The following is a 21,806-nucleotide window of genomic DNA, read 5'->3' on the forward strand; positions in this document are numbered from 1 at the left end:
CCCTTCTATTTATGAATCTATAACAATTGTATGGCTCTTCAGAAAGCGGTTACAACATCTTTCGATTTGTTACCGATAACAGAATTTAAACAGGGGCGGCAGCACCCAAAATAAAAAATTCTCCCGGCTGAATGGCAATCACATCGCTATGATGAAGCGGCTGCTCTGTCCATGCATCGTAGATTTTCTTATTTCTTTCAATATTCAAGTCTTGCAAACTGACATGTCGAGCCGCGTCCCCTTGATTAAAGAAATAAATCAGTTTTTTTTCATCAAGAGTCCGTGAAAAACGAATAAAATTGTTTTGGTCATCCAGCAGATTCCACTCAAGAGTTCCTTCAGTTAATACAGTGTTTTCCTGTTTGCGTAAAGCAATTAACCGTTTCATAAATGTGTGCATCTCTTGGTTTTGCTTCTCTTTGTCCCAAACCATACATTTCCGGCATAACGGATCATTTTCGCCGTCCAGCCCGATTTCCGTTCCGTAATAGATGCATGGTGAACCTGTCTGGGCAAACATAAAGGCCAGCAAAGCGCGTGCTTTTTTCTCGTCATTTCGGCATCTGGTCAAAAGGCGTTTTGTGTCATGGCTGTCCAGTAAATTAAACATCACCTCATTGACCTGCTTCATCCCATTCATCAAATGTGCATTTAACCGGTGGGCCATACGCGAGGCGGGAATCGCCCGGTCAGCAAAATATTCAATCATAGGCTCTGTAAAAGGATAGTTCATCACCGCATGAAATTCATCTCCTCTTAGCCAAGGTTCGGAAGAATGCCAGATTTCTCCCAGAATATAAATATCAGGCTTTTCTGCTGATACGGCTTGCTTGAATGTCTTCCAAAAGGCGTGATCCACTTCATTTGCCACGTCCAAACGCCAGCCGTCAATGTCAAATTCGCGAATCCAATACAAAGCAATATCAAGCAAATATCTTTGTACCTCGGGATTAGCCGTATGTAACTTCGGCATATCGGGAGTAAACGCAAATGTATCATAATTGCCTTCTGTGACAGGAAAAGAGTGAATATGGAACCAGTCTTTATAGCGGGATTGAGCTCCGTTTTTCACGACATCCTGCCACTGCGGAGAAGCACTGCCTATATGATTAAAAACAGCATCAAGCATAATTCTCATCCCCCGCTGATGAATCTGGCTGACCAATGTGCGAAAAAGCTCCGGATCTCCAAAATGCGGATCAATGGAATAGTAATCCAGCGTGTCGTATTTATGATTAGAAGGCGCGGAAAAAATCGGAGTTAAATAAATTCCGTTCACCCCTAAATCCTCTACATAATCAAGCTTGTCAACAATTCCTTGCAAATCTCCTCCAAAAAAATCATTGACGTCCGGATCTTTGCTCCCCCACGGCAATACATTCTCCGGCGATAAGTCTTCTCTTCCATTAGCAAAACGCTCCGGAAAAATTTGATACCAAACCGTTGATTTGGCCCACTCAGGCGCTTGGAATGTATCGGTCTCATGAACAAATGGAAGTTTAAAATAATAATGGATCGTCTCCAGCGTTTTTTCGTTATAAGGGCATACACCTGAGCTTCCGAAAAAGATGTCTTCATGATGGTCTGTTACAACAAACGCATATTGCAAACGCCTGAATGGCGGCACCACTTCAGCAAACCAATAATCATGCATGTCCGTTGCGGCGATTTTCCTCATCGGATGCTCGTTTGCCGCCCACCTGCCATCGTTGTACTCATAAGGATCGCCCCAAATTAATCGAATGTGATCGGCATCACCTTTTTTCGTCCGAATCTTGATATGCACTGTCCGCCCGTCATAAGAATAAGCATCAGAACTGAATGGCTGATGATGAATCGCTGCATATTCCATCATGTCTCCCCCTTTGATTTCCGTTTTAATCCGGTTCAATTTTGAAAGTATCATGATGAAATCGCAGGAACAATCCTTTTTGCCTTGTTATCGATAACAGAATAAGGCTCTTACAGAGTCGATTCACGCACGATTAACTCCGGCTCAAAAAATAGATGTCCTTGGGGAGCACCGCCTTCATTCATTTTTTTCAGCAGCATTCTCGCACAGGCCTCACCCATTTCAACTACTGGCTGTCTGACTGTAGTCAACCGGGGCGAGGAGATGCGATCAAGAAAAACACCGTCATTCCCGGTAACCGCAACGTCTTCCGGAATTCGTTTTCCAAGCGATTGCGCCGCACGAATGACGCCGAGCGCGATTCGATCGGATGCGCAGACAAACGCTGCCTGTTTGTCCATGGATTTCAGTACTTCTCTTGCAAGGCATTCACTTTTCTTAGAACTGTTATCGATCCGAAACATATTCGTTTTGTTAAAGCTTTCATTCATCGCACGAATATACCCCTGTTCTCTTGAACGTTCGAAAGGCTCATCTAAATCAATGCCAAAAAAGACCACTTCCCGCTCGCCCAGTCCCATGACATGGCGTGTTGCCATAAAAGTGCCTTTTTCGTTATTCACATCGATAAAGTCAAAGCCCATTTCATTTTGCCCAAATACGACTAGCGGTTTTTCAAAAGCTTTGATCACACCTTCAAAATCGGACTTTCTCAAGCCAGTGGCAATAATACCGTCGCATTGCCCAATATTAAGAGAATTTCTTGTCACAAGCTGCAAAGCATAATGGCGGCGATCCAGCTCCCGGCTGATTCCGGTCAACAAGTTCATGTAATACGGCTCTGTCGTATCCATTTCCTCGAGAATCAACAGTTTGACAACCTGTGTTCTGTTTTGCACGAGCGCTCTTGCCGCATAATTAGGGATGTAATTCAGTTCTTTCATCGCGGAATGAACAAGCTTTTTTAATTCGTCTGTCACCGTCTCAGGGTGATTGATCACTCGTGATACCGTCATTTTCGAAACATTTGCTTTTTTCGCTACATCTGACAATGTTGCCATTTTCATCCCCTCCTCACCTGTGCTTATTACGCCTATCCAAACTAGTGAAAAAGTCCTTTATTATAGTAAATTATACTATGTAACCATAAAGAAACTAAAAAAGAGATTTCCTACAGGAAACCTCACATTGTCGAAATCAGCTTTGATTGCTCACTAAATTTCTGTCCACTTTTTCTCTAAAATTGGATATGAGTAGTTCTTCATTTGCTCAATTAACTCATCGGACCGTGAAGAGCTATGGATCAGTTTAAGATGAGAGTCGTTAGAAAATCCTTCTTGAATGCTGTATTTGATCATTTTCATCATCGGTTCAAAATATCCGTTGACATTATACAGTCCGATCGGTTTTTGATGAATGCCGATCTGCGCCCAGCAAAGCACTTCAAATAATTCTTCATATGTACCGAAACCGCCAGGCATGGCGATATAGCCGTCAGCCAGTTCGCTCATTTTTGCCTTTCGTTCATGCATGCCGTTGACTTCAATCAGCTCTGTCAGATTTTGATGGACAACCTCTCCGCTGAACAGGCCGCTCGGCATCACTCCAATTGCAGTGCCGCCGTTTTCCATTAATGCATCGGCAATCGCGCCCATCAAACCTACACGAGAGCCCCCGTATACCAGGCCGATTCCCTGCTCTGCCATATACACGCCAAGCTCCGTCGCTTTTCTTTTATACGCTTCATTTCCCCCCGGGTTTGAGCCCGCAAATACACAAATTGTTTTCATCTTGTCATCTCCGCATCTATATATCGTGTTAACATTCAAAAAAACACACTATATATTGTCCCACCTTCATGTGATAATATCAATATGAAATACATAAAGAATGCAGGAGTGATGATGTTGCAGCTGGCTGATGCTGAAAAATGGATGAAAGAGTTTTACGAAAAAAGGGGCTGGACGGAATACGGACCGTTTATTCGAGTCGGGTTTTTAATGGAGGAAGCCGGAGAGCTGGCACGGGCTGTCCGGGCGTATGAAATCGGCAGAGACCGGCCGGATGAGAAAGAATCGACACGAGCTGAGCAAAAACAAGAATTGATTGAAGAAATGGGAGACGTCATCGGGAATATCGCCATCCTTGCTGATATGTACGGCGTTTCATTAGGTGACGTGATGAAAGCCCACCAAGAAAAACTGACAAAACGATTTGAGCATGCATAAAAAAAACGGCCGCAGTCGGCCGTTTTTTTTTCACCCTGTGATTTCATCATGATGATCAAAGAAATGCTGCTTCCCTATTTTGTGAAATAGGCCTGTTTTATGCAGCAGCTCCCTAGGCTGAGACTGCAGTCCTACAATCATCAGCTTTCCGTTGTGGCGTTTAATTCGGTTCATAACGTTCCCAAGCACTGCTTCTGCGGATGTATCCATGTAATGCACTTTATTCATGAGCAAAATGAGGGTCTTCGGCTTTTTCTGTACATGCTCTAACAGTGACGATTCAAGTGAATCAATCGATCCGAAAAACAGCGGTCCTTCTATGGAGTACATGCTGACTGAAGGATCTGTCCCCTGCTCCCTCTTAGCCGCTTTCGCAAGAGCTGGATGAGACTCCTGATTGTGAATACGGGTCGCTTCGCTCATTCTTCTGATGAAGAACACAAATGCGAGCAACAATCCGGTCGCCACACCGACGATTAAATCGAACAGAACCGTCAGGACAAAGGTAGCGGCTAAAATGAAGGAATCGGCGTTTTTCAGTCTCAGCATGTTTGCGACTTCCTTCCGCTCACTCATATTCCATGCGACAACCATCAAAATCGGCGCCATACTTGCAAGCGGAACGTGGGAAGCATAAGGCGCGAATACAAGCAGTACGAGAAGAACCACGACGCCGTGAACGACACCTGAGACAGGTGAAACCGCTCCATTTTTAATATTGGTTGCCGTCCGCGCAATCGCTCCGGTAGCCGGGATTCCGCCAAACAGCGGCGCGGCCATATTCGCAATCCCCTGGCCGACAAGCTCTTTGTTGCTGTCGTGCTTTGACCCTTTCATATTATCGGCAACCATCGCGGATAATATGGACTCGAGGCCGCCAAGAAGCGCGATGACAAGCGCTGCCGGAAACAGCATGACCATTTTATCTATTGTCAGCTCCGGAAACTGAAATTCCGGCAAATGGCGAGGAATTTCTCCATAGGTTGAGCCAATCGTTGCCATGCGGTCAGGGAAAAACACAACCGCAACAAGCGTGGAAATGAGAAGAGCCAATAAAGCTCCGGGTATCTTTGGCATCACTTTGGCGGATACAAGCAAAATGACAAGTCCGATGACCGCTGTCAAAATGGCATATCCGTTAAAGGTGCCGAGCTTCTGTGCAATTTCAAACATGTTGTGATGAAAGTTCTCATGTTTTTCTACATTTTTCAAACCGAGAAAATTAGCGATTTGTTCAGTGAAGATTAACACGGCGATTCCAGCCGTAAATCCGACGATAACTGGCTTCGGCACGTACTTCATAATTTTGCCGAGCTTAAACAATCCGAACAGCACCAGCATGACGCCTGCCATAAACCCCGCTATCAGCAGATTTTCCAGCCCATACTGCATCACGATACCGAATAAAATCGGGACAAACGCGCCTGTCGGACCGCCTATTTGATATTTAGATCCCCCGAACAAAGAAATACAGATCCCCGCCACAACAACAGTATACAGCCCATATTCAGGCTCGACTCCCGAGGCAATGGCAAACGCCATACCTAAAGGAATTGCCACGACTCCTACTACGATACCTGCAATCAGGTCTTTCTGAAATTTCTGTAAATTGTATCCCTTGAATCTCCCAGAGAATCGCATATTTTGTTAAAACCTCCCTTATGAATTAGTCTTTATGAACTCAGTTTCATAACCGTTAATCACGACGTCAAGTTTGCCTGTCTCCGGGTGTATCACAAGCCCGTGAACCGGCAGCTTTTTTGGCAGCAGCGGATGATTCTTGATCAGATTGACACTGTGGGAAACGCTTTCTTCCACACTGTGAAAGCCGGTCAGCCAGGTTTTCAAATCTAATCCGGCGCTATCAAGTAAACTCAGGCAGCTTGCTTCTACCCCGCGTTCCTTTGCTTTTTCTAGAATTGAGGTAGCATTCAGGCCTGACATCCCGCATTCATGGTGGCCGATGATGCAAACCTCTTCCGCCTGCAATTCATAAACGGCGACCAATATGCTGCGCATGACACTTCCAAATGGGTGAGAAACGATGGCTCCCGCGTTTTTTACAATCTTAGCATCGCCGTTTTTAAGCCCCATTGCTTGCGGAAGAAGTTCTGTGAGTCTTGTATCCATACAGGTAACAATAACGAGCTTTTTTGAAGGGAATTTTGTCGTTTTGTAGGGTTCGTACTTCTTCTCTCTGACAAACTGCTGATTGTGTTCCAAAATTGATGTTAAAGAAACCATTCTAAATTCATCTCCCATCCATATGATTTTGCAAGCCTTCTTGCCTAGCTTACAGTAAGGAATTATAGCATAGGAACAGGCCGCGAAAAGGCTTTCATTAAAAGACGATCTAATTGGACTGTAAAATAAAAACATAAACATTTATATCTTTCAAAGATAATAAAATTTATATTTATTGAATCCTATAATCCAGGTTTTGCTGATATTTTGGTGATTTGTCTGACAAAAAATATAGGCGAATTCAGATAATTAAAAAACTTATTTAAGCAGAGGCTGCTTTTTTTTCATTCATCGCAATCATTTTAAGTTCAAAAGAACCAGAAATTTAACAAACGCAGCAATATTTCTAACTTTTATCTCTTTCCGATATAATAAAATAGACAACAGCCATAAAGGGGGAGCCTTGTTGAAACCATTTGTATTTATCACCAAACCCATTCCTAAAGAGATTGAACACATGATCAGTGAGCATTGCCGTTTTGAGATATGGCAGGAGGATTCACTTCCACAAGAAGTGCTATTCGAGAAAATGAAAGATGCTGAAGGGCTTTTAACGACTGGAACATCAGGGCCGTCCATCAACAGCGAGCTGCTTGAACATGCTCCTAAGCTGAAGGTCGTCAGCAATCAATCCGTCGGATACGATAATTTTGATATAGAAGCGATGAAAGAAAGAAGCGTCGTCGGCACTCATACGCCTTATACACTGGATGATACAGTGGCCGATCTGGCCTTTTCTTTAATTCTTTCATCGGCCAGACGTGTTGCTGAGCTTGACCGTTTCGTCCGGGCCGGTAAATGGGGTACGGTTGAAGAAGAAGACCTTTTCGGCATTGACGTCCATCATCAAACATTAGGCATTATCGGTATGGGCAGAATCGGCGAGCAAGCGGCCAGACGCGCCAAATTCGGTTTCGATATGGACGTGCTTTATCATAACCGCCACCGCAAACAAGAAACTGAAGAAAGCATCGGCGTCAAATACGCTGAGCTTGACACACTCCTGGAACAATCAGATTTTGTTCTGCTGATTACTCCGCTGACTGACGAAACGTATCACATGATCGGGGAACGCGAATTTAAACTGATGAAGGATTCCGCAATTTTCGTCAATATTTCCCGGGGAAAGACAGTTGATGAAAAAGCCCTCATCCGCGCTCTTCAAGAAGGCTGGATTCGTGGTGCCGGTTTAGACGTGTACGAAGAAGAACCTGTCGCAAAAGACAATCCGCTCTTGCAGCTTGACAACGTCACCTTACTGCCGCATATCGGCTCAGCAACAGCGAAAGTGCGCTTCAATATGTGTAAACAGGCCGCTGAAAACATGATCGCTGCTATCAAAGGGGAAACACCGAAAAATCTGACAAGAGAATTTCAGTAAATAAAAAAATCCGGTCTGATGAAGACCGGATTTCATATTACATATGCTGGAGAACAGCACGCTTATAAATATGACGTGTGACGATATAATAAACAGCCTGGAATACAAAATAAATAAAGATGACGATCACGGCCTCAAGAAATAAGTTAGCATTCAGCATGTTGCTTAACGCCACATACGCAAAACCGGCGTGAATCGTACCCGCGATAAACGGGATGAAGAACAAAAATCCAATTTGTCTTCCAAGGATAGAGTGAATCTCTTTGTCCGTAACTCCCATTCTCTTTAATGCTAACACTTGCACTCTCGTATCTTCTATTTCAGTAAACATCCGCAAATACAGCATGCTGCCTTGAACAATAAAAAACAGTACGCTGACAAACAGACCGATAAACAGCATGAGTGCGACTCCCTGCTTCACAACTTGAAAACTCGGAGCACGCGTTTGAAAATCAGATGTATGTTCTTTCGGCACCATGTTTTCAAGCTTCTCAGAGACCTCCACCGTCTCCTGCCAATGCTCAAGCTCATAGCCTACCACTCTTGTCTGATCCTTTAGCCGCACCTCCTGTGTCAGGCTGTCAAAGCTTTTTTCGCTGACAACCAATAAACGGCTGACTCCTCCGACTGACATCAATATCCCTTTGTTTTGCTGCTTTTTCATGACATAGGAAAGTGATTTTCCTGACTTCATATGAAACGCTGCTTTTTCCCCTTCCCCGAACGTATCTTTCACCATCATTTGAAACGGAACATTGATAAACGCTTCATTTTCTTGTACATGAATAACAGGAAAACCTTTTTCCTTTGCGACTTGATTATAGATTTTCTCTGAAATCAGCAAGGCCTCTGCTTCCGCTTTCCTGTTCCCATAAGGCAAGTCTGATTGAAATGTAACAGGAATACCTGTGGCATTCACCTTATATTTAATCTCAGTATCTGCTCTTTTCAATGTATTCTCAGCCGTCTCAGGCTTCATAACCTGAAAGCGGGAAGCGTCTTTTTCCACCCAGGCAACAGATTGAGGAATGCTTTGCTCCTCCTGCCTTTCTAAATCAGCATAAAACATATAGATCACACCTGTAGCGGTTAAAATGACTGCTGTAATCACAGAGGTTAAAAACAGCATGCGTGCGTGATCTTTCAGCCTGAATATCATGTTGGAACGCACAATGATATTGGTTCCTTTGTAAAAGCTGTGTTTCTTTCTGTACAGCATGCGAAAAAACGCGACACTGCTTTGTGTAAAAAAGAAATACGTGCCGATTAACACTAAAATCAAAATCGGAAAGACACGAAACATCATGTCGATCGCATTGGCTGTGGCAGACAGATAATAACCGCCAGCCAGACAAAGCAAAGACAGCACAGTGAGCCATTTTGAATAGACCGGTAGATTTTTAGGTTTTTGAGCGGATTTAATCAAATCTATGATTTCGAGCTTGCGAATCTGCCCCAGCGATAATATAAGCAGGACTTGAAACAATATGAGAAAACCGACCGCCGTCAGCACAAATGCTTTCGGTACAATCGCAAACGAGATCGGCACCTTCACACTGAGCATCCATGTCATGACCATAAAAAACAGTTTTGAAAATAACAGCCCCGTGCCGATACCGGCTGCAATCGCCGCAAGAGAAATCAGCGACTGCTCATAATAAATCATCTTTCGGAGCTGCTGCTTTGATGTCCCGAACAGGGTAAACAAGCCAAACTCTTTCTTTCTCGCTTGTAAAAATGCTGAATTTGAATAGGAAATAAAGAATATACAAAACACGATAATGACGATAAGAGCCGCGCTCAAACACGTTTTCACAAGGCTTCCGCCATACACATTGTCTTCCGTCACATCCGGGTGAAAAATAAAAGATGTGAAGACGAAAAAGACCGAGACGGCAAACACACAGCTTAAAAAGTAAGCGACATATCTTTGCAGATTCCCAATGATGTTCTTACGGGCGATGGTTCTCAAATTCATGAAAATCGCCTCCCAACACACTCAGGGTATCCAGGATACTTTGATAAAACACCTGCTGATTCGTCCCCCTGCGGATCTCTGAAAAAAATCTTCCGTCTTTAATAAAGACGATTCGTTTACAGAAGCTTGCCGCTGTGGCATCATGCGTAACCAATAGTATCGTTGCTTCCTTTTCTTCATTCAGCTGAGCCAGCGTGTTCATCACCTGTTTTGCAGATTTTGAATCAAGGTTGCCTGTCGGTTCATCCGCCAGTATCAGAGCCGGATTATGAATAATGGCTCTTGCACAGGCCGCACGCTGCTGCTGGCCTCCCGACACTTCGTACGTACGGTGGTCGAGAATATGTTTGATTTGCAATGTATCTGCCAGTTCATCTAAGCGGTTTTCCATTTCACTCAGCTTTACCTTGTCCAACGCGAGCGGAAGCAGGATGTTTTCCCGAATCGTCAGCGTATCAAGCAGATTAAAGTCCTGAAAGACGAAGCCCAGCTCTCTTCTGCGAAACAGAGCCAGGTCTTGATCCTTTAACGTTTTCGGCTGAATGCCGTTGATCATCATCTCGCCCTGGGTCGGCTTATCAATGGTGGCCAGCAAATTCAGGAGCGTCGTTTTTCCGCTTCCTGACGGCCCCATGATGCCGACAAATTCTCCTTTATTTACACTGAGATCAAAATCGCTAAGCGCCTGATATGACATCGTTCCTTTATTTGAATAATATGTTTTTGACAGCTTCGTTGTTTGCAGCACGTTCATGCCTCTGATCCTCCTTTTTCTTTATTATAAAAAGGAAGTCAGCAGCCTCCCATCGAACTTTCTTTCAATCTCGCTTTCGAACCTTACAATGCTGTCATATTCGCCAGAGTGTCACTTGAAAAGACAATTGTCATCACAGTGCCCGCTCCCTCTTTTGATTGCATGTCCAGTTTATGGCCCAGCTGGCTGCACACCTCTTTCGCCAAATAGAGGCCCATTCCTGTCGCCTGTGTCATGCTTCTCCCGTTTTCACCAGTAAAAAACGGATCAAAAATCCGGGGAAGATCCTGCGCCGGGATGCCGATACCGTCATCTGCAACTGATAAACGCGTCTCATGTCCTTGCGTTTCAATCCGGATGGTAATATGGTCACCAACGCCTTGCTTTGAATATTTCAGGGCATTGAAAAGGATTTGCTCCACAACAAAGGAAAGCCACTTTTGATCACTGGAAACCTGGACGGCGTTTGGCGGCACATGTAATTTCGGGAAAAGCCGCCGTTTAATAAACTGCCGTTTTTCCTGATTGATCAATGAGCGGACAAGCTCTGTCAAATCAAAGGTTTCAGGTTTTACATCAAAAGCGAATTCCTCCAGCCGGGCTGTTTGCAGCATCATATCCAGCCCGTGGCGAAACCGTTCATTTTCATCCTCCAGTTCCTCTAAAAATGTCTGAAAGGAAGAAGCGGTCCCGTTCTTTCCTTCTTGAATCATTAAGGAGATGACGGATACGGGTGTTTTCATATGGTGAATCCATTGATTCGTAAAAGTATAATGCTGTTTTTGTTTATTAATATATTGTGAGAGCTTTCCCGCGTATTGATCACCAAGCGCGTTAATCATTTTTGTCCAGAGGGCTTGTTCTCTAGTTCTTGGCTTGCGGGCTTCAAGTGACCGCCCTATGTCATTCGAAGCGGGTGCCTGATCGGCCAGTTTTTTCAAAAATGCCAGAAAAGAAACTTGCCGGATGTAGTCGGCAGTAAAACCAGCGGCCAAAAGGACACCAGGCAGGACCCATATGTATATCATATTTTCTGAAGCAGGCTCGGCACCGCTCTCTATAATGCTTAAATATGCGATAAACATGGCGGCACCTATGCTTAATAAGGAAAAAAGAATAATAGCTAATCGGTCGATGATATAAGTCTTTAACACTCCCGCTCATCCTTCCGATTGACTTCAAATACATAGCCCTGTCCCCTGATCGTTGCAATGGCATCTTTCAATCCGGCATTCTCCAGCTTTCTCCGCAGCCGATTGACATTGACCGTTAATGTATTATCATCAACAAAATCAACGTCGTCCCATAATGCCTCCAGCAATTCATCACGCGAGACAATTTTTTTGTGCTCTCTTATGAAAATCGAAAGCAGCTGAAATTCTTTTTGTGAAAACGAGATGCGGCTGTTCTTCCACTCCGCTTCATATTGATCTGGATATATCGTTAGACCGCCAAGCTCCACCAGTCTTGATTCATGGGACAAAGAAGGAGAATACTCACCATAGGTCCTGCGCAGCACGCTTTTGATTTTAGCCATGACGACTTCTAAGTGAAACGGCTTTGTGATATAGTCATCGCCCCCGTTCTCAATCGCCATCACCTGATTCAGCTCATCAGTCCGCGCCGAGATAAAAATAATCGGGGCATTGGAAACCGTTCGAATTTGCCTGCACCAATAAAACCCGTCAAAAAAAGGAAGATTAATATCTAGCAGCACAAGATCCGGTTTCATTTCCGCAAATTCTTCCTTTATGTCATTCAGCTTTTCAGCTATTTTTATATGATATCCGTATTTCTGAAGATGGCCGCCCAGCAATGAAGCAATCCGTTCATCATCTTCCACGAGTAAGATCCGATACACGTTTATCCCCCTTATATGTCTAGTACGGTGATTTTTCTAGAAGATTCCAAAATTCATTATAGCATGTGGGGGATAGTAAATCGGTCTTTTTCTATTCGTTATGGTAGAATGAAAAAAGGGAAAAATTTCTTAATAAGTAGGTGTCATTATGAAGATAATCATGCTACTTGTAACCATTACGTCAACTCTTTCAGCATGCCAGCCGAACTATACCGGGGAATACATAGAAATTGGAGATTCACTGACTGAATACGAAAAAGAGTGCTTTAAAGAGAATCACATTCCTTATCAATATGAAAAAGGGAAACTGTATATCCCGGAAGATGCATTTGATATAGTAATCAATACTTGTTCATAAGAAAAAGCTTGCAGTATGTCTGCAAGCTTTTCACATTACAAAAAATAAGTGTTTAATTTCTCTTCAAACTCTGAAGGGGCGATGTCACTTTTTTGGCCTTCTCCGCCGTTTTCATGAATCGTAAAATGGCGGTCTGACATGACCATCCGCCCGTTCGGTGTCAACTTTGAGGCGAGCAGTGATTTGTTAAAAGGAGATTTTTCATGAGAATGAATCAGGTCCTTCATGTCATCTAAATCACCGGGATCCCTCTCTTCAAGGGTAAAGGCATAACCGATTTGCCAGCCTTCTCCTTTGTCCATCAACAGAAGATGGGTGCCCATTTCCGTCGCTTTTTCCTTGATTCGGAATGCTCCCACAGGAGATTGTACCGTTTCTCCAGAAAGCGGTATCGGCTCCAGCGCCAGGTTGATGCCAAAACCAATATCAACAATGTAATCTCCCTTTTCTGCCGACAGCCATACAGCAGCATGGGTTCCTTCTAATGCCCACTCTTCTTGTTTTCCTGCATAAACTGTTCCGCGAATGAGCTTCACATGAAAACCGGCATCACGTAAGACATAGTAAAGAAAACCATTCAAGTCGTAGCATAGCCCCCCATGCTGTTCTTTGATCAGACGGCGCCAAAGCTCTTCTTTGGTTACCTTATAATTCTCTTTTGCAAGAACTGCCCGGTTTTCAAAAGGGTATCGGTACGCCATTGCTTTTAGAAAAAGGGGAAAATCCTCGAAGCTGACATGATCCTTCTCCCAGCCGATTTTCTTAAAACAGTCTTTCAGAAAATCACTCATTTTGTATCACCTAAACTTCCTCTTGAACATACGCCGAAAGCTTTTCCAGCGCCTCTTGTTCATCTTCTCCCTCGGCAATCAATGTGACTTCTGTGCCTGTGCTTACCGCAAGGCTCATCAGCCCCATGATGCTTTTCGCATTTACTTTTTTCCCATCCTTCTCAAGAAACACATCTGACGTAAACCGGTTTGCTTCTTGTACAAACAAAGCAGCAGGACGCGCCTGCAGTCCTGTCTTTAATCGAACTTCCACTTTCTGCTGAACCATAAGATCTCCCCTTTTCTTTACGGTTATTTTAAAGTGACGGTTTGCCCTGTCCGCAGCTGTTCTGCGATTTCGTCAAGTTTTCTCAGCCTGTGATTGATCCCTGATTTGCTGATTTTCCCGCTCGCTACCATTTCCCCCAGCTCTTTCAGCGTCACTTCCTGGTAATCAATCCGCAGCTGCGCGATTTCCCGAAGTTTTTCAGGAAGCGCCTCCAAGCCGATTCTTTCATCGATGTATTTAATATTTTCCACCTGTCTGAGCGAAGCCCCGATGGTTTTGTTTAAGTTGGCTGTTTCACAATTGACAAGGCGATTAACCGAATTTCTCATGTCTCTGACGATTCTGACATCCTCAAAACGCAGCAATGAATTATGTGCGCCGATCACGTTCAGAAATTCAGTAATCTTTTCAGCCTCTTTTAAGTAAGTGATATAGCCTTTTTTCCGCTCGAGCGTTTTGCTGTTTAATTGGAACTCATTTAACAGTTCGCATAATGAATCGTTATGCTCTTTATAGAGAGAAAAAATTTCTAAATGGTACGAGGAGGTTTCCGGGTTATTGACTGAACCTCCCGCCAAAAATGCCCCTCTCATATAAGAACGCTTGCAGCATCTCTTTTTGACAAGCTCTTTTGAAATATTTCGTTCAAACACAAAATTCTCGCCGAGTATTTTTAAATCCTCTAAGATGAACTTTGCATTCTCTGAAAAACGCACAATGTAGACGTTATTCTTTTTCAGCCGCATTTTCTTTCTGACCAGCAGATCAACCGACACATCATATTGTCTTTTCAGCAATGTATAGATGCGGCGGGCAATCGCTGCATTTTCAGTTTGAACATCAAGTACGAGATGGCGGTTAGCAAATGATAAAGATCCATTCATTCGGATAAGTGCTGACAACTCTGCCTTAATGCAGCAATCCTTCACTTCCAGGTTCGTTAATTCTTTTTTTGTTTCCGATGCAAATGACATATAGCCACCTCATTTCAAGGCTTCATTCTTTCAATAAATCGACAAGAAGAGAGGCCACTTTATGTGTATCGTGACGAATTACGCCATTTTTATGTGTTACGATTTGATCTCTGATAACTTCAAGCCCCATTGCTTTCAGCTCTTCGATATCAAAATCAACAGGACGCGCCGATTCTACTGCGTACTTACGTTTTATTTCGTCAGGAATGTCTTCACTGTTAACCAGTATGGTATCGATAAAACCGCAGCCCATATGCTGATTGAGCGCTTTCACATGATCAGCAGCGGTATAATGCAGCGTTTCTCCGGGCTGTGTCATCACGTTGCAGATATATACTTTTCTCGCCGGCGCCTTGATCACTTCTTCTCCAATTTTTGGAACGAGCAAATTGGGAAGAATACTGGTATATAGGCTTCCCGGTCCGATAATAATCAGATCCGCTTCCCTGATCACATCTATTGTTTCCGGCAGCGGATCAATGTTTTCAGGCGTCAGAAAAACGCGCTTAATACGCTGGCCGTACTCCGGAATAGTGGACTCGCCTGTGACCACGCGGCCGTCTTCCATTTCGGCATGCAGAACAACACTGGCATTGGCTGCCGGCAACACCTTTCCTCTTACATTCAGCACCTTGCTCATTTCTGTGACAGCGTGAAAAAAATCACCGGTTATATTCGTCATCGCTGCCAAAATTAAATTTCCGAGTGAATGGCCCGTTAAATCGTTCCCCTTATTAAAGCGGTGCTGAAAGAGATCCTCAACTAGCGGCTCCACATCGGATAAAGCGGCAAGCACATTTCTGATGTCTCCGGGTGGCGGGATTTTCAGTTCGTTCCGCAGCCGCCCCGAGCTTCCTCCGTCATCAGCAACTGTGACAATCGCCGTAATATCAACGGGTTTATGCTTTAAGCCCCGAAGCAATACAGAAAGGCCCGTGCCACCGCCAAAGATGGCAATTTTCGATTTTTGTTCCATCTTATTTCCGGCTTCTCTTTTCGATGTCCCGGTGAGTAACATGAGTATAGTAATCCTTTTTGAAATAGTCAGCTAAATACTCGGCAAGCGTCACAGAGCGGTGCTGGCCCCCTGTGCAGCCGATCGCAATGACGAGCTGGCTCTTTCCTTCTCTTTTGTAGGACGGCAGCATAAAGCTGAGTAAATCGATTAATTTTTCATTGAACTTTTGTGTTTCGTTCCACTTCATGACGTAAGACGATACCTCTTCATCTTTTCCGGTCAGCGGCCTCATGCTTTCGATATAATATGGGTTCGGCAGAAATCTGACATCAAACACGAGATCGGCATCAATGGGGATACCGTATTTAAAACCAAATGACATGACATTTACCGTAAATGTCTCGCCTTGGTTTGTCGCAAAATGCTTTACGATTTTCTCGCGCAGATCGCGCGGCTTCATGTCTGATGTATCATAAATCATTTGAGAGCGGCCTTTTAATTCCTCAAGCAGCTCACGTTCCAGCGCGATGCCTTCGAGCGGAAGACCAGTCGCTGCCATCGGATGCGAACGTCTCGTTTCTTTATATCTTGTCACGAGGATCGAATCCTTCGCGTCCAGGAATAAAATTCGCGGTGTAATCCACGGATTTTCCGCCATTTCATCCAGCGCCTCAATCAGCCGGTCAAAAAATTCACGGCCGCGCAAATCCATAACAAGCGCGACCTTGCTCATTTTCGAATTTGATTCCTTCATCAGCTCTAAAAATTTCGGAAGCAATGAAGGCGGCAGATTATCGACGCAGAAGTACCCGAGATCCTCAAAGCTTTGAATCGCAACGGTTTTCCCCGCGCCCGACATACCGGTTATAATGACAAGCTGAATATCATGTGATTCACTAACACTCATCTTTCTCCCCCCTGACTTGTCTTTCTATTTGATATGCTGCGGATCTAAACGATAACTGAGCAGCTCAAACTCCGGTGTATACGTAAATGTGCCGTGCAGCAGCCCTTGTCCCTTCATCATAAAGTCCAGGATATGGCCGTCTCCCGGGGCCATAGGCAGGTTTTGAATATCCTTCACATTGTGCCACTGCAAAATGCCTTCCTCTGATTCAGACACGTTCTCTCCCGTATAGGAATCAGCGACAAACGTAAACATCATCCACTCGGACACAATATGGTCACCGTCTTTAATGATAAAGGTAAAAACGCCTTTTAGCTGAGGATTTATAATATAGATACCTGTCTCTTCTCTAAATTCTCTGATGACGGAATCCCTGACTGATTCTCCGCTCTCCATCTTGCCTCCCGGCGCGACCCACCAGCCGCGTCTTGGCTTTTGGAGAAGAAGAACTTTGTCATCCGCCTTGAGAACACAATTTGTCACTCTTTGCAAGTACGTCACCTAACCTTCTCGTCCTGTCATCGTCTCTTTATTATACCGTTTCAAGATGCCTCTCACAATGAAGAGACATTGACAATCTTTCCTTCTATTTTACAGCATATTCTTCCCAGCGTTCAGATGATTTTATTGTGAAAGGAAATTGTCTTTTATTTTTGGACAAAAAAAGGACACGGATAACTGGAGAATCCGTGCCAAAAGTGTATTCATTATAAAAAGGGGGTCAATTACTTTATTAATCATAACCGATAAGTTTTACACAACTGTTACAGCGTAATTAAAACCCAGTAACGTTATGTGAAACTCGTATGACAGCCCTTTTTTATTTTAAGGTTTTCAGCGTTTCCTGGAGCTCTTCGACATAATGCTGTACGCTTTGTGCCGCAATACTTCCATCTCCTGTAGCCGTTACGATTTGGCGCAATGATTTTTCACGAATGTCTCCGGCTGCGAAAATCCCTTCAACCTTTGTTTCCATTCGGTCGTTGGTTTCGATGTAGCCTTCTTCATTCGTGATGCCAAGGTTTTCAAACGGTTTAGACAGAGGAAGCATACCGATATAAATGAATACGCCGTCTGTTGTGAATTCACTTTCTTCACCGGTTACCGTATCCACAAGCATCACTTTGCCGACTTTGCCGTTTTCCTCATGAATTTCCTTCACGGTTTTATTCCATAAGAAATCTACTTTTTCATTATCAAACGCTCTCGCTTGGAGAATGCTTTGCGCACGGAGTTTGTCACGTCTGTGAACGATCGTTACTTTTGAAGCGAAACGTGTTAAGTACACGCCTTCTTCAACCGCTGAGTCCCCTCCGCCGACAACAACCAGCTCTTTGCCTTTAAAGAAAGCGCCGTCACATACTGCACAATACGAAACACCGCGGCCGCCCAATTCTTTTTCGCCAGGCACGCCGATTTTTTTATACTCTGCACCTGCGGCAATGATAACAGCACGTGCTTTATATTCTTTTGAACCGGCTTTCACAACTTTGTACTCTTTGCCGTCCACAATTTCTTTAATATCGCCATAAGCGTATTCCGCGCCGAATTTCTTCGCGTGTTCAAACATTTTGTTGGAAAGCTCAGGTCCGAGGATGCTTTCGAAACCAGGATAGTTCTCCACATCTTCCGTGTTTGCCATTTGGCCGCCCGGAATTCCTCTTTCAATCATTAATGTCGATAAGTTTGCTCTAGATGTGTATACAGCGGCCGTCATCCCAGCAGGACCCGCGCCGATAATAATCACGTCATATATTTTTTCTTCTGACACACTCACTCACTCCTTAAAACGTCTTTTCGAGTTGGGCTCTTCCTTATAAGATAAGAATCCCCATCAAACGTATTCCTTACCCATATCCTATAAAATCTCATGGTGATACGCCATTTTTTTGCTCATTTTTTTCGAAACGCGATTAAATGTATTTCAAAAGGGTATGTATATTAATAAAGAAAGAGCCTTCTGTCCATAGAAGGCCCTTGTCTTATTTATTATTGAACAACACGTCTTACAACGCCTTTGAATGCTTTTTTCCAGTACACGTTGTTCATAGAGTCGACAGAGACACCATGAGATGTATTGTCGTTCAGGAACGTACCGTTTCCTAAGTAGATTCCAACGTGACCATTTGTTTTGTATGTGTCAAAGAAAACTAAGTCTCCACGTTTCATGTCTGACGCGCTAACAGCTTGTCCTCTTCCAACTAAAGTATCAGTCGTTGTTCCGCCGACAGGTCCAAGGTTGACACCTGCAGAAGCGTAAGCCCAGCGAACGAATGATGAGCAGTCAAAAATACGGTTGTTGATATCAGACTGAGTGCGTCCGCCGCCAAACTTGTACGGAGATTGTCCGACAATGCTTGAACCAACGCTGATCGCACCTTCAATGCCGCCTGAGTTGCTGATGACAGTGCCGCCTGAATTGCTGTTTGAGCTGCTGTGCTTCTTAGAAGACGACCCGTTAGACGAACTGTTTGATGAACCGCTAGAAGAGTTGTCTGAAGAATCATCATCAGATGAGCTAGCTTTTGCTGTTTCAGTTGTAGCTGTTTGGCCATCTGTTTGTGTTTCATCAGATGCTTTTTGAGCTTCTTCCTGCTTTTTGATCAAAGCAGCCGCAGCTTCTTGTTGTTTTTTGATGCGTGCTTGTTCTGCTTCAGTATCTGCTTTTTGATTTGCAAGTTCAGACGCTTCTGATTTTAATTCAGAAATCGCCGCAGCCGTTTTCTTCTGGCTGTCTTTTGCTTCGTCGAAAAGCTTGTCTTTTTCATCTAGCTGTTTATCAAGGTCCTTTTGCATTGTTTCTAACTTAGCCAATGCAGCTTGTACTTCTTTCAGCTTATCATTCAGATCTGCTTCAGAGTCTTCAAGCTTCGCTTTATCCTGCTCTTGCTGCTTGATTAAATCTTTGTCTGCATCAACAATAGATGAAACCGCAGTAGCGCGTGAGATAAAATCACCAAAGCTTGTTGATCCTAAAAGTACATCTATGTATCCTTGAGATCCGCCGCTTTCCTGTAAAGAACGAACGCGTTTTTTCAGGATTTCGTTACGCTTTTCGATGCGTGCTTCTGTTTCTTTAATCTCTTTTTTCAGTTCTTTGATTTCTTTCTTCGTTTTATCGTTTTCTTCTTTTTTATCTTCGATTTTATTGCTTGTATCGAGCGCCTTAGCGTTAATGTCTTTCAGTTCTTTTTCAATCTTTGATTGGTTTTCCTGAAGCTCAGTTAATTCTTTTTCCTTCGCTTCAATGCTGGAAGCAACCTCAGATTGCTTGCTTTCGATTTTCTGTTTCTTTTCATCTAATGTTTCCGCCGATGCAGTTTTACTTGTAAATGGGATCAAAAAACTGCTTGTCCCGATGACGGAAGCCAAACCAAGTGTCAATAAACTCTTTCTCACTTTTTATATCCTCCCTTTTACTGTGAACCTGATCTCATTTGGAATTGTATTTTGAACATCAAGTTTCGTTCCTCATATTCTACGAGGAATGATGATTGTTTATGGTTAATTATTCTGTGCATCTCTTATTCTGGGTGTATAGCGTTTATTTCACATCATATGTAAAAAACACTAATTCCTTATGTACGAGAATCATTATACCATCAAGTTTCGACAAATTAGCGATAAATTTTATTACATTTGTGTTTCAAACAGATGTCAGGTTGCACATCATTTGTCATCTTTCTTAAATTGATAAAAAACCTGTCGATATTATTTTTAAAATATAATTTATAGAATAAAAAAAGAGTTGATTCTGCGAATCAACTCTCCATAAATATACTATTCTAAAATATCATCAATATATTTCATATATTTCGTCAAAGTGGCCGGAGAGATGCCAAATTGGGCTGCCGTTTCTTTTTTGGTGTCATGTTTGCCATGAGCTTCTTTCCAAATATAGTAGATAGCAGCAGCCCATCCGCTTACATTTTTCAGCGGCCCCGCTGCGCGGATTTGCTGTATCACATGGAATACCCAGCAGCTCATGACTTCTGTTTTCATCTCATTCTGTTCTGCTTCTTCCAGCAATTTAACCGTCTGATAAGCAAAAAGCGCATCCTCTGACACATCTGCTGCTGCGGAATCTCCGTGCAAGAGCAGCTTAACGAAATGGTTTTCAAACGGAGCGGTGATGCGCTTCGAGCGTATCACCGCTTCAAGATGCTCCGTTTCACCCTTGGTGCTGCTGATGTAATAGGCAGCCAATCGCTGTTCCACTGACGAAGGAAGTACTTCCCGCCGCTCAACCCATGGAGCCGGACGGTCCGCTCCGGGATATTGCGATTCGACTTTTCTCCATACCGTTTCGGCAAATTCTGTATGGCCCGTAAAGTAAGCAGAGCACGAGAGCCAGTAATAGAATGTATCGTCTCCTTCAAAACCGCTTTTATATAGTGATCTGAGCCATTTGTACCCGATATCATAGCGGCCGACAAGCGACAGGGTGGCACCCAGTTTATAGCGCTGTTCAAATAACATCGGATATACATTTGAAAGCTGATCACTCAGCTCTGCCACCTTTTCATCTTCTCTTTCATAATAGTAGAAAACGAGAAGATTACATAAAGCGTGAAGATTTCCTTCATTATTATTCAGCACTTGATAAGCCGTTTGTTTCGCTTTCACAACATTGCCGGAATAAAAGTGGGCAAGGGCGAGATTATTATAAGCGGACCAAAGCTCAGGATATTCATTTGTGATTTCCTCAAGAGCCGCAACAGCTTCAGCAAGCTGACCGCTTTCAAGCAATGACTTCGCCCGGTCTTGTTTGATAAGCAATTCATCCTGATCATATAGAGAATCCTCAGGCCCGCCGTCTCCTAAATCAAGCAGATCAAGCAGACTATCATTCTCTTCGGAAAATTCACCGTCCGGATCAGCATCTGAATAAGCTGCAGCTTCTTTATAAGCTTCCTGAAAGAGTCCCAGATGGGCAAAGTTATTTGCTTTAAAATAATGACATTCCGGCATTTCCGTCTCCAGATTCGCCAAAATATAATCAAGCAGATCGTTTGATTCCTGGTATTGCCCCATTTCTGAATAAATGACCGCAAGCTGCGAAAGCATCTCTGAATCCTTCGGCTCCAAATGAACCGCGCGCTGGATCAGTTTGCTTGCCCGCTTCAAATTGCGTTCTTTATACGCCTTCAAACCTTTATGAAAAAAATAATGTCCATCTTGAAGCAGCTGGACAATTTGTGCGTGATTTTTATGTTCAGAAGTGTGTTTTCCCACAACTACCCTCCGTTTTA

General features: G+C 43.6%; 21 protein-coding genes. 3 read left to right on the forward strand and 18 right to left on the reverse strand.

Translation table 11 applies throughout. The annotated features are described in order from the left end of the window. Positions 1-85: 85 nt before the first annotated feature. The 3 genes from LJF29_RS15185 to LJF29_RS15195 all read right to left on the reverse strand — a co-directional run bounded on the left by LJF29_RS15185 (position 86) and on the right by LJF29_RS15195 (position 3,642). Positions 86-1,855: a glycoside hydrolase family 13 protein gene (locus tag LJF29_RS15185; protein ID WP_229149375.1), complete on the reverse strand. Its 1,770-nt coding sequence runs from the start codon at positions 1,853-1,855 to the stop codon at positions 86-88. A 107-nt stretch (positions 1,856-1,962) separates the two neighbouring features. Continuing rightward, positions 1,963-2,913 carry a LacI family DNA-binding transcriptional regulator gene (locus tag LJF29_RS15190; protein ID WP_010331985.1) on the reverse strand — a complete coding sequence of 317 codons (951 nt, stop codon included), beginning with the start codon at positions 2,911-2,913 and terminating at the stop codon, positions 1,963-1,965. 153 nt (positions 2,914-3,066) lie between these two features. Then, positions 3,067-3,642, reverse strand: a complete 576-nt coding sequence (locus LJF29_RS15195; protein ID WP_229149376.1) for a TIGR00730 family Rossman fold protein — start codon at positions 3,640-3,642, stop codon at positions 3,067-3,069. Between the two features lie 117 nt (positions 3,643-3,759). Between LJF29_RS15195 and LJF29_RS15200 the strand changes: the two genes are divergently transcribed. Continuing rightward, entirely contained in the window at positions 3,760-4,080 is a 321-nt protein-coding gene (locus tag LJF29_RS15200) for a MazG nucleotide pyrophosphohydrolase domain-containing protein (protein ID WP_010331987.1), read from the forward strand. 30 nt (positions 4,081-4,110) lie between these two features. Here the strand turns inward: LJF29_RS15200 and LJF29_RS15205 are convergent, their stop codons facing one another. Together LJF29_RS15205 and LJF29_RS15210 are read right to left on the reverse strand one after the other, a co-directional pair. Next, positions 4,111-5,721, reverse strand: coding sequence for a SulP family inorganic anion transporter (locus tag LJF29_RS15205; protein WP_168748821.1), 1,611 nt, complete (start codon positions 5,719-5,721; stop codon positions 4,111-4,113). 18 nt (positions 5,722-5,739) lie between these two features. Next, complete coding sequence (locus tag LJF29_RS15210) at positions 5,740-6,324, reverse strand: beta-class carbonic anhydrase (protein WP_010331989.1); 585 nt, start codon at positions 6,322-6,324, stop codon at positions 5,740-5,742. Positions 6,325-6,727: 403 nt separating this feature from the next. Here LJF29_RS15210 and LJF29_RS15215 point away from each other — a divergent pair, with 403 nt between their 5' ends. Beyond that, positions 6,728-7,705 (forward strand): 2-hydroxyacid dehydrogenase, encoded by a 978-nt coding sequence (locus tag LJF29_RS15215; RefSeq protein WP_229149378.1) that lies wholly within the window; start codon positions 6,728-6,730, stop codon positions 7,703-7,705. A 37-nt stretch (positions 7,706-7,742) separates the two neighbouring features. On the opposite strand, the gene LJF29_RS15220 is transcribed toward LJF29_RS15215, so the two are convergent. From LJF29_RS15220 to LJF29_RS15235, 4 genes are all read right to left on the reverse strand, one after another. Continuing rightward, complete coding sequence (locus tag LJF29_RS15220) at positions 7,743-9,683, reverse strand: FtsX-like permease family protein (RefSeq protein WP_229149380.1); 1,941 nt, start codon at positions 9,681-9,683, stop codon at positions 7,743-7,745. Then, positions 9,658-10,437, reverse strand: a complete 780-nt coding sequence (gene psdA / locus LJF29_RS15225) for a lantibiotic ABC transporter ATP-binding protein PsdA (protein WP_010331992.1) — start codon at positions 10,435-10,437, stop codon at positions 9,658-9,660. Before psdA ends, LJF29_RS15220 begins: the two co-directional genes overlap by 26 nt. Before the next feature lie 83 nt (positions 10,438-10,520). After that, on the reverse strand, positions 10,521-11,591 hold the full coding sequence (locus tag LJF29_RS15230) for a HAMP domain-containing histidine kinase (protein WP_229149385.1): 1,071 nt from the start codon (positions 11,589-11,591) through the stop codon (positions 10,521-10,523). Then, the gene (locus tag LJF29_RS15235; protein ID WP_229149387.1) at positions 11,585-12,298 is read right to left on the reverse strand and encodes a winged helix-turn-helix domain-containing protein; all 714 of its coding nucleotides are present in this window, start codon (positions 12,296-12,298) and stop codon (positions 11,585-11,587) included. The genes LJF29_RS15230 and LJF29_RS15235 overlap by 7 nt, the downstream gene beginning before the upstream one ends. Positions 12,299-12,446: 148 nt before the next feature. Here LJF29_RS15235 and LJF29_RS15240 point away from each other — a divergent pair, with 148 nt between their 5' ends. Continuing rightward, the gene (locus tag LJF29_RS15240) at positions 12,447-12,656 is read left to right on the forward strand and encodes a hypothetical protein (protein WP_229149389.1); all 210 of its coding nucleotides are present in this window, start codon (positions 12,447-12,449) and stop codon (positions 12,654-12,656) included. 35 nt (positions 12,657-12,691) lie between these two features. Here LJF29_RS15240 and LJF29_RS15245 read toward each other — a convergent pair whose 3' ends face one another. The 9 genes from LJF29_RS15245 to LJF29_RS15285 form a co-directional block, all read right to left on the reverse strand. After that, positions 12,692-13,447 (reverse strand): arylamine N-acetyltransferase family protein, encoded by a 756-nt coding sequence (locus LJF29_RS15245; protein ID WP_229149391.1) that lies wholly within the window; start codon positions 13,445-13,447, stop codon positions 12,692-12,694. Positions 13,448-13,457: 10 nt separating this feature from the next. Continuing rightward, positions 13,458-13,715 carry an HPr family phosphocarrier protein gene (locus tag LJF29_RS15250; protein WP_024122965.1) on the reverse strand — a complete coding sequence of 86 codons (258 nt, stop codon included), beginning with the start codon at positions 13,713-13,715 and terminating at the stop codon, positions 13,458-13,460. 23 nt (positions 13,716-13,738) lie between these two features. Continuing rightward, a complete protein-coding gene (gene whiA / locus LJF29_RS15255) occupies positions 13,739-14,689 on the reverse strand; it encodes a DNA-binding protein WhiA (protein ID WP_010331998.1) in 951 nt (316 codons plus the stop codon). 22 nt (positions 14,690-14,711) lie between these two features. Then, on the reverse strand, positions 14,712-15,665 hold the full coding sequence (gene mgfK, locus LJF29_RS15260; protein WP_229149499.1) for a gluconeogenesis morphogenetic factor: 954 nt from the start codon (positions 15,663-15,665) through the stop codon (positions 14,712-14,714). 1 nt (position 15,666) lies between these two features. Next, the gene (gene rapZ / locus LJF29_RS15265; protein ID WP_010332000.1) at positions 15,667-16,554 is read right to left on the reverse strand and encodes an RNase adapter RapZ; all 888 of its coding nucleotides are present in this window, start codon (positions 16,552-16,554) and stop codon (positions 15,667-15,669) included. 24 nt (positions 16,555-16,578) lie between these two features. Beyond that, complete coding sequence (locus LJF29_RS15270; RefSeq protein ID WP_081638370.1) at positions 16,579-17,055, reverse strand: 8-oxo-dGTP diphosphatase; 477 nt, start codon at positions 17,053-17,055, stop codon at positions 16,579-16,581. A gap of 319 nt (positions 17,056-17,374) precedes the next feature. Continuing rightward, the gene (gene trxB, locus LJF29_RS15275; RefSeq protein ID WP_229149393.1) at positions 17,375-18,325 is read right to left on the reverse strand and encodes a thioredoxin-disulfide reductase; all 951 of its coding nucleotides are present in this window, start codon (positions 18,323-18,325) and stop codon (positions 17,375-17,377) included. Between the two features lie 218 nt (positions 18,326-18,543). Beyond that, entirely contained in the window at positions 18,544-19,953 is a 1,410-nt protein-coding gene (gene cwlO, locus LJF29_RS15280) for a peptidoglycan DL-endopeptidase CwlO (RefSeq protein ID WP_010332003.1), read from the reverse strand. A 381-nt stretch (positions 19,954-20,334) separates the two neighbouring features. Continuing rightward, the gene (locus LJF29_RS15285; protein WP_229149394.1) at positions 20,335-21,789 is read right to left on the reverse strand and encodes a tetratricopeptide repeat protein; all 1,455 of its coding nucleotides are present in this window, start codon (positions 21,787-21,789) and stop codon (positions 20,335-20,337) included. Positions 21,790-21,806: the final 17 nt, after the last annotated feature.

The sequence above is a fragment of the Bacillus sp. LBG-1-113 genome, from assembly GCF_020708615.1.
In the GTDB taxonomy this organism is placed as follows: domain Bacteria; phylum Bacillota; class Bacilli; order Bacillales; family Bacillaceae; genus Bacillus; species Bacillus mojavensis.

Excerpts from the sequence above, each read along its gene's own strand:
- whiA (WP_010331998.1), bottom strand. The coding sequence starts at position 14,689 with ATGTCATTTGCATCGGAAACAAAAAAAGAATTAACGAACCTGGAAGTG.
- LJF29_RS15210 (WP_010331989.1), bottom strand. The coding sequence starts at position 6,324 with ATGGTTTCTTTAACATCAATTTTGGAACACAATCAGCAGTTTGTCAGA.
- LJF29_RS15245 (WP_229149391.1), bottom strand. The coding sequence starts at position 13,447 with ATGAGTGATTTTCTGAAAGACTGTTTTAAGAAAATCGGCTGGGAGAAG.
- psdA (WP_010331992.1), bottom strand. The coding sequence starts at position 10,437 with ATGAACGTGCTGCAAACAACGAAGCTGTCAAAAACATATTATTCAAAT.
- LJF29_RS15250 (WP_024122965.1), bottom strand. The coding sequence starts at position 13,715 with ATGGTTCAGCAGAAAGTGGAAGTTCGATTAAAGACAGGACTGCAGGCG.
- LJF29_RS15185 (WP_229149375.1), bottom strand. The coding sequence starts at position 1,855 with ATGATGGAATATGCAGCGATTCATCATCAGCCATTCAGTTCTGATGCT.
- LJF29_RS15190 (WP_010331985.1), bottom strand. The coding sequence starts at position 2,913 with ATGGCAACATTGTCAGATGTAGCGAAAAAAGCAAATGTTTCGAAAATG.
- LJF29_RS15220 (WP_229149380.1), bottom strand. The coding sequence starts at position 9,683 with ATGAATTTGAGAACCATCGCCCGTAAGAACATCATTGGGAATCTGCAA.
- mgfK (WP_229149499.1), bottom strand. The coding sequence starts at position 15,665 with ATGGAACAAAAATCGAAAATTGCCATCTTTGGCGGTGGCACGGGCCTT.
- LJF29_RS15195 (WP_229149376.1), bottom strand. The coding sequence starts at position 3,642 with ATGAAAACAATTTGTGTATTTGCGGGCTCAAACCCGGGGGGAAATGAA.
- rapZ (WP_010332000.1), bottom strand. The coding sequence starts at position 16,554 with ATGAGTGTTAGTGAATCACATGATATTCAGCTTGTCATTATAACCGGT.
- LJF29_RS15205 (WP_168748821.1), bottom strand. The coding sequence starts at position 5,721 with ATGCGATTCTCTGGGAGATTCAAGGGATACAATTTACAGAAATTTCAG.
- LJF29_RS15240 (WP_229149389.1), top strand. The coding sequence starts at position 12,447 with ATGAAGATAATCATGCTACTTGTAACCATTACGTCAACTCTTTCAGCA.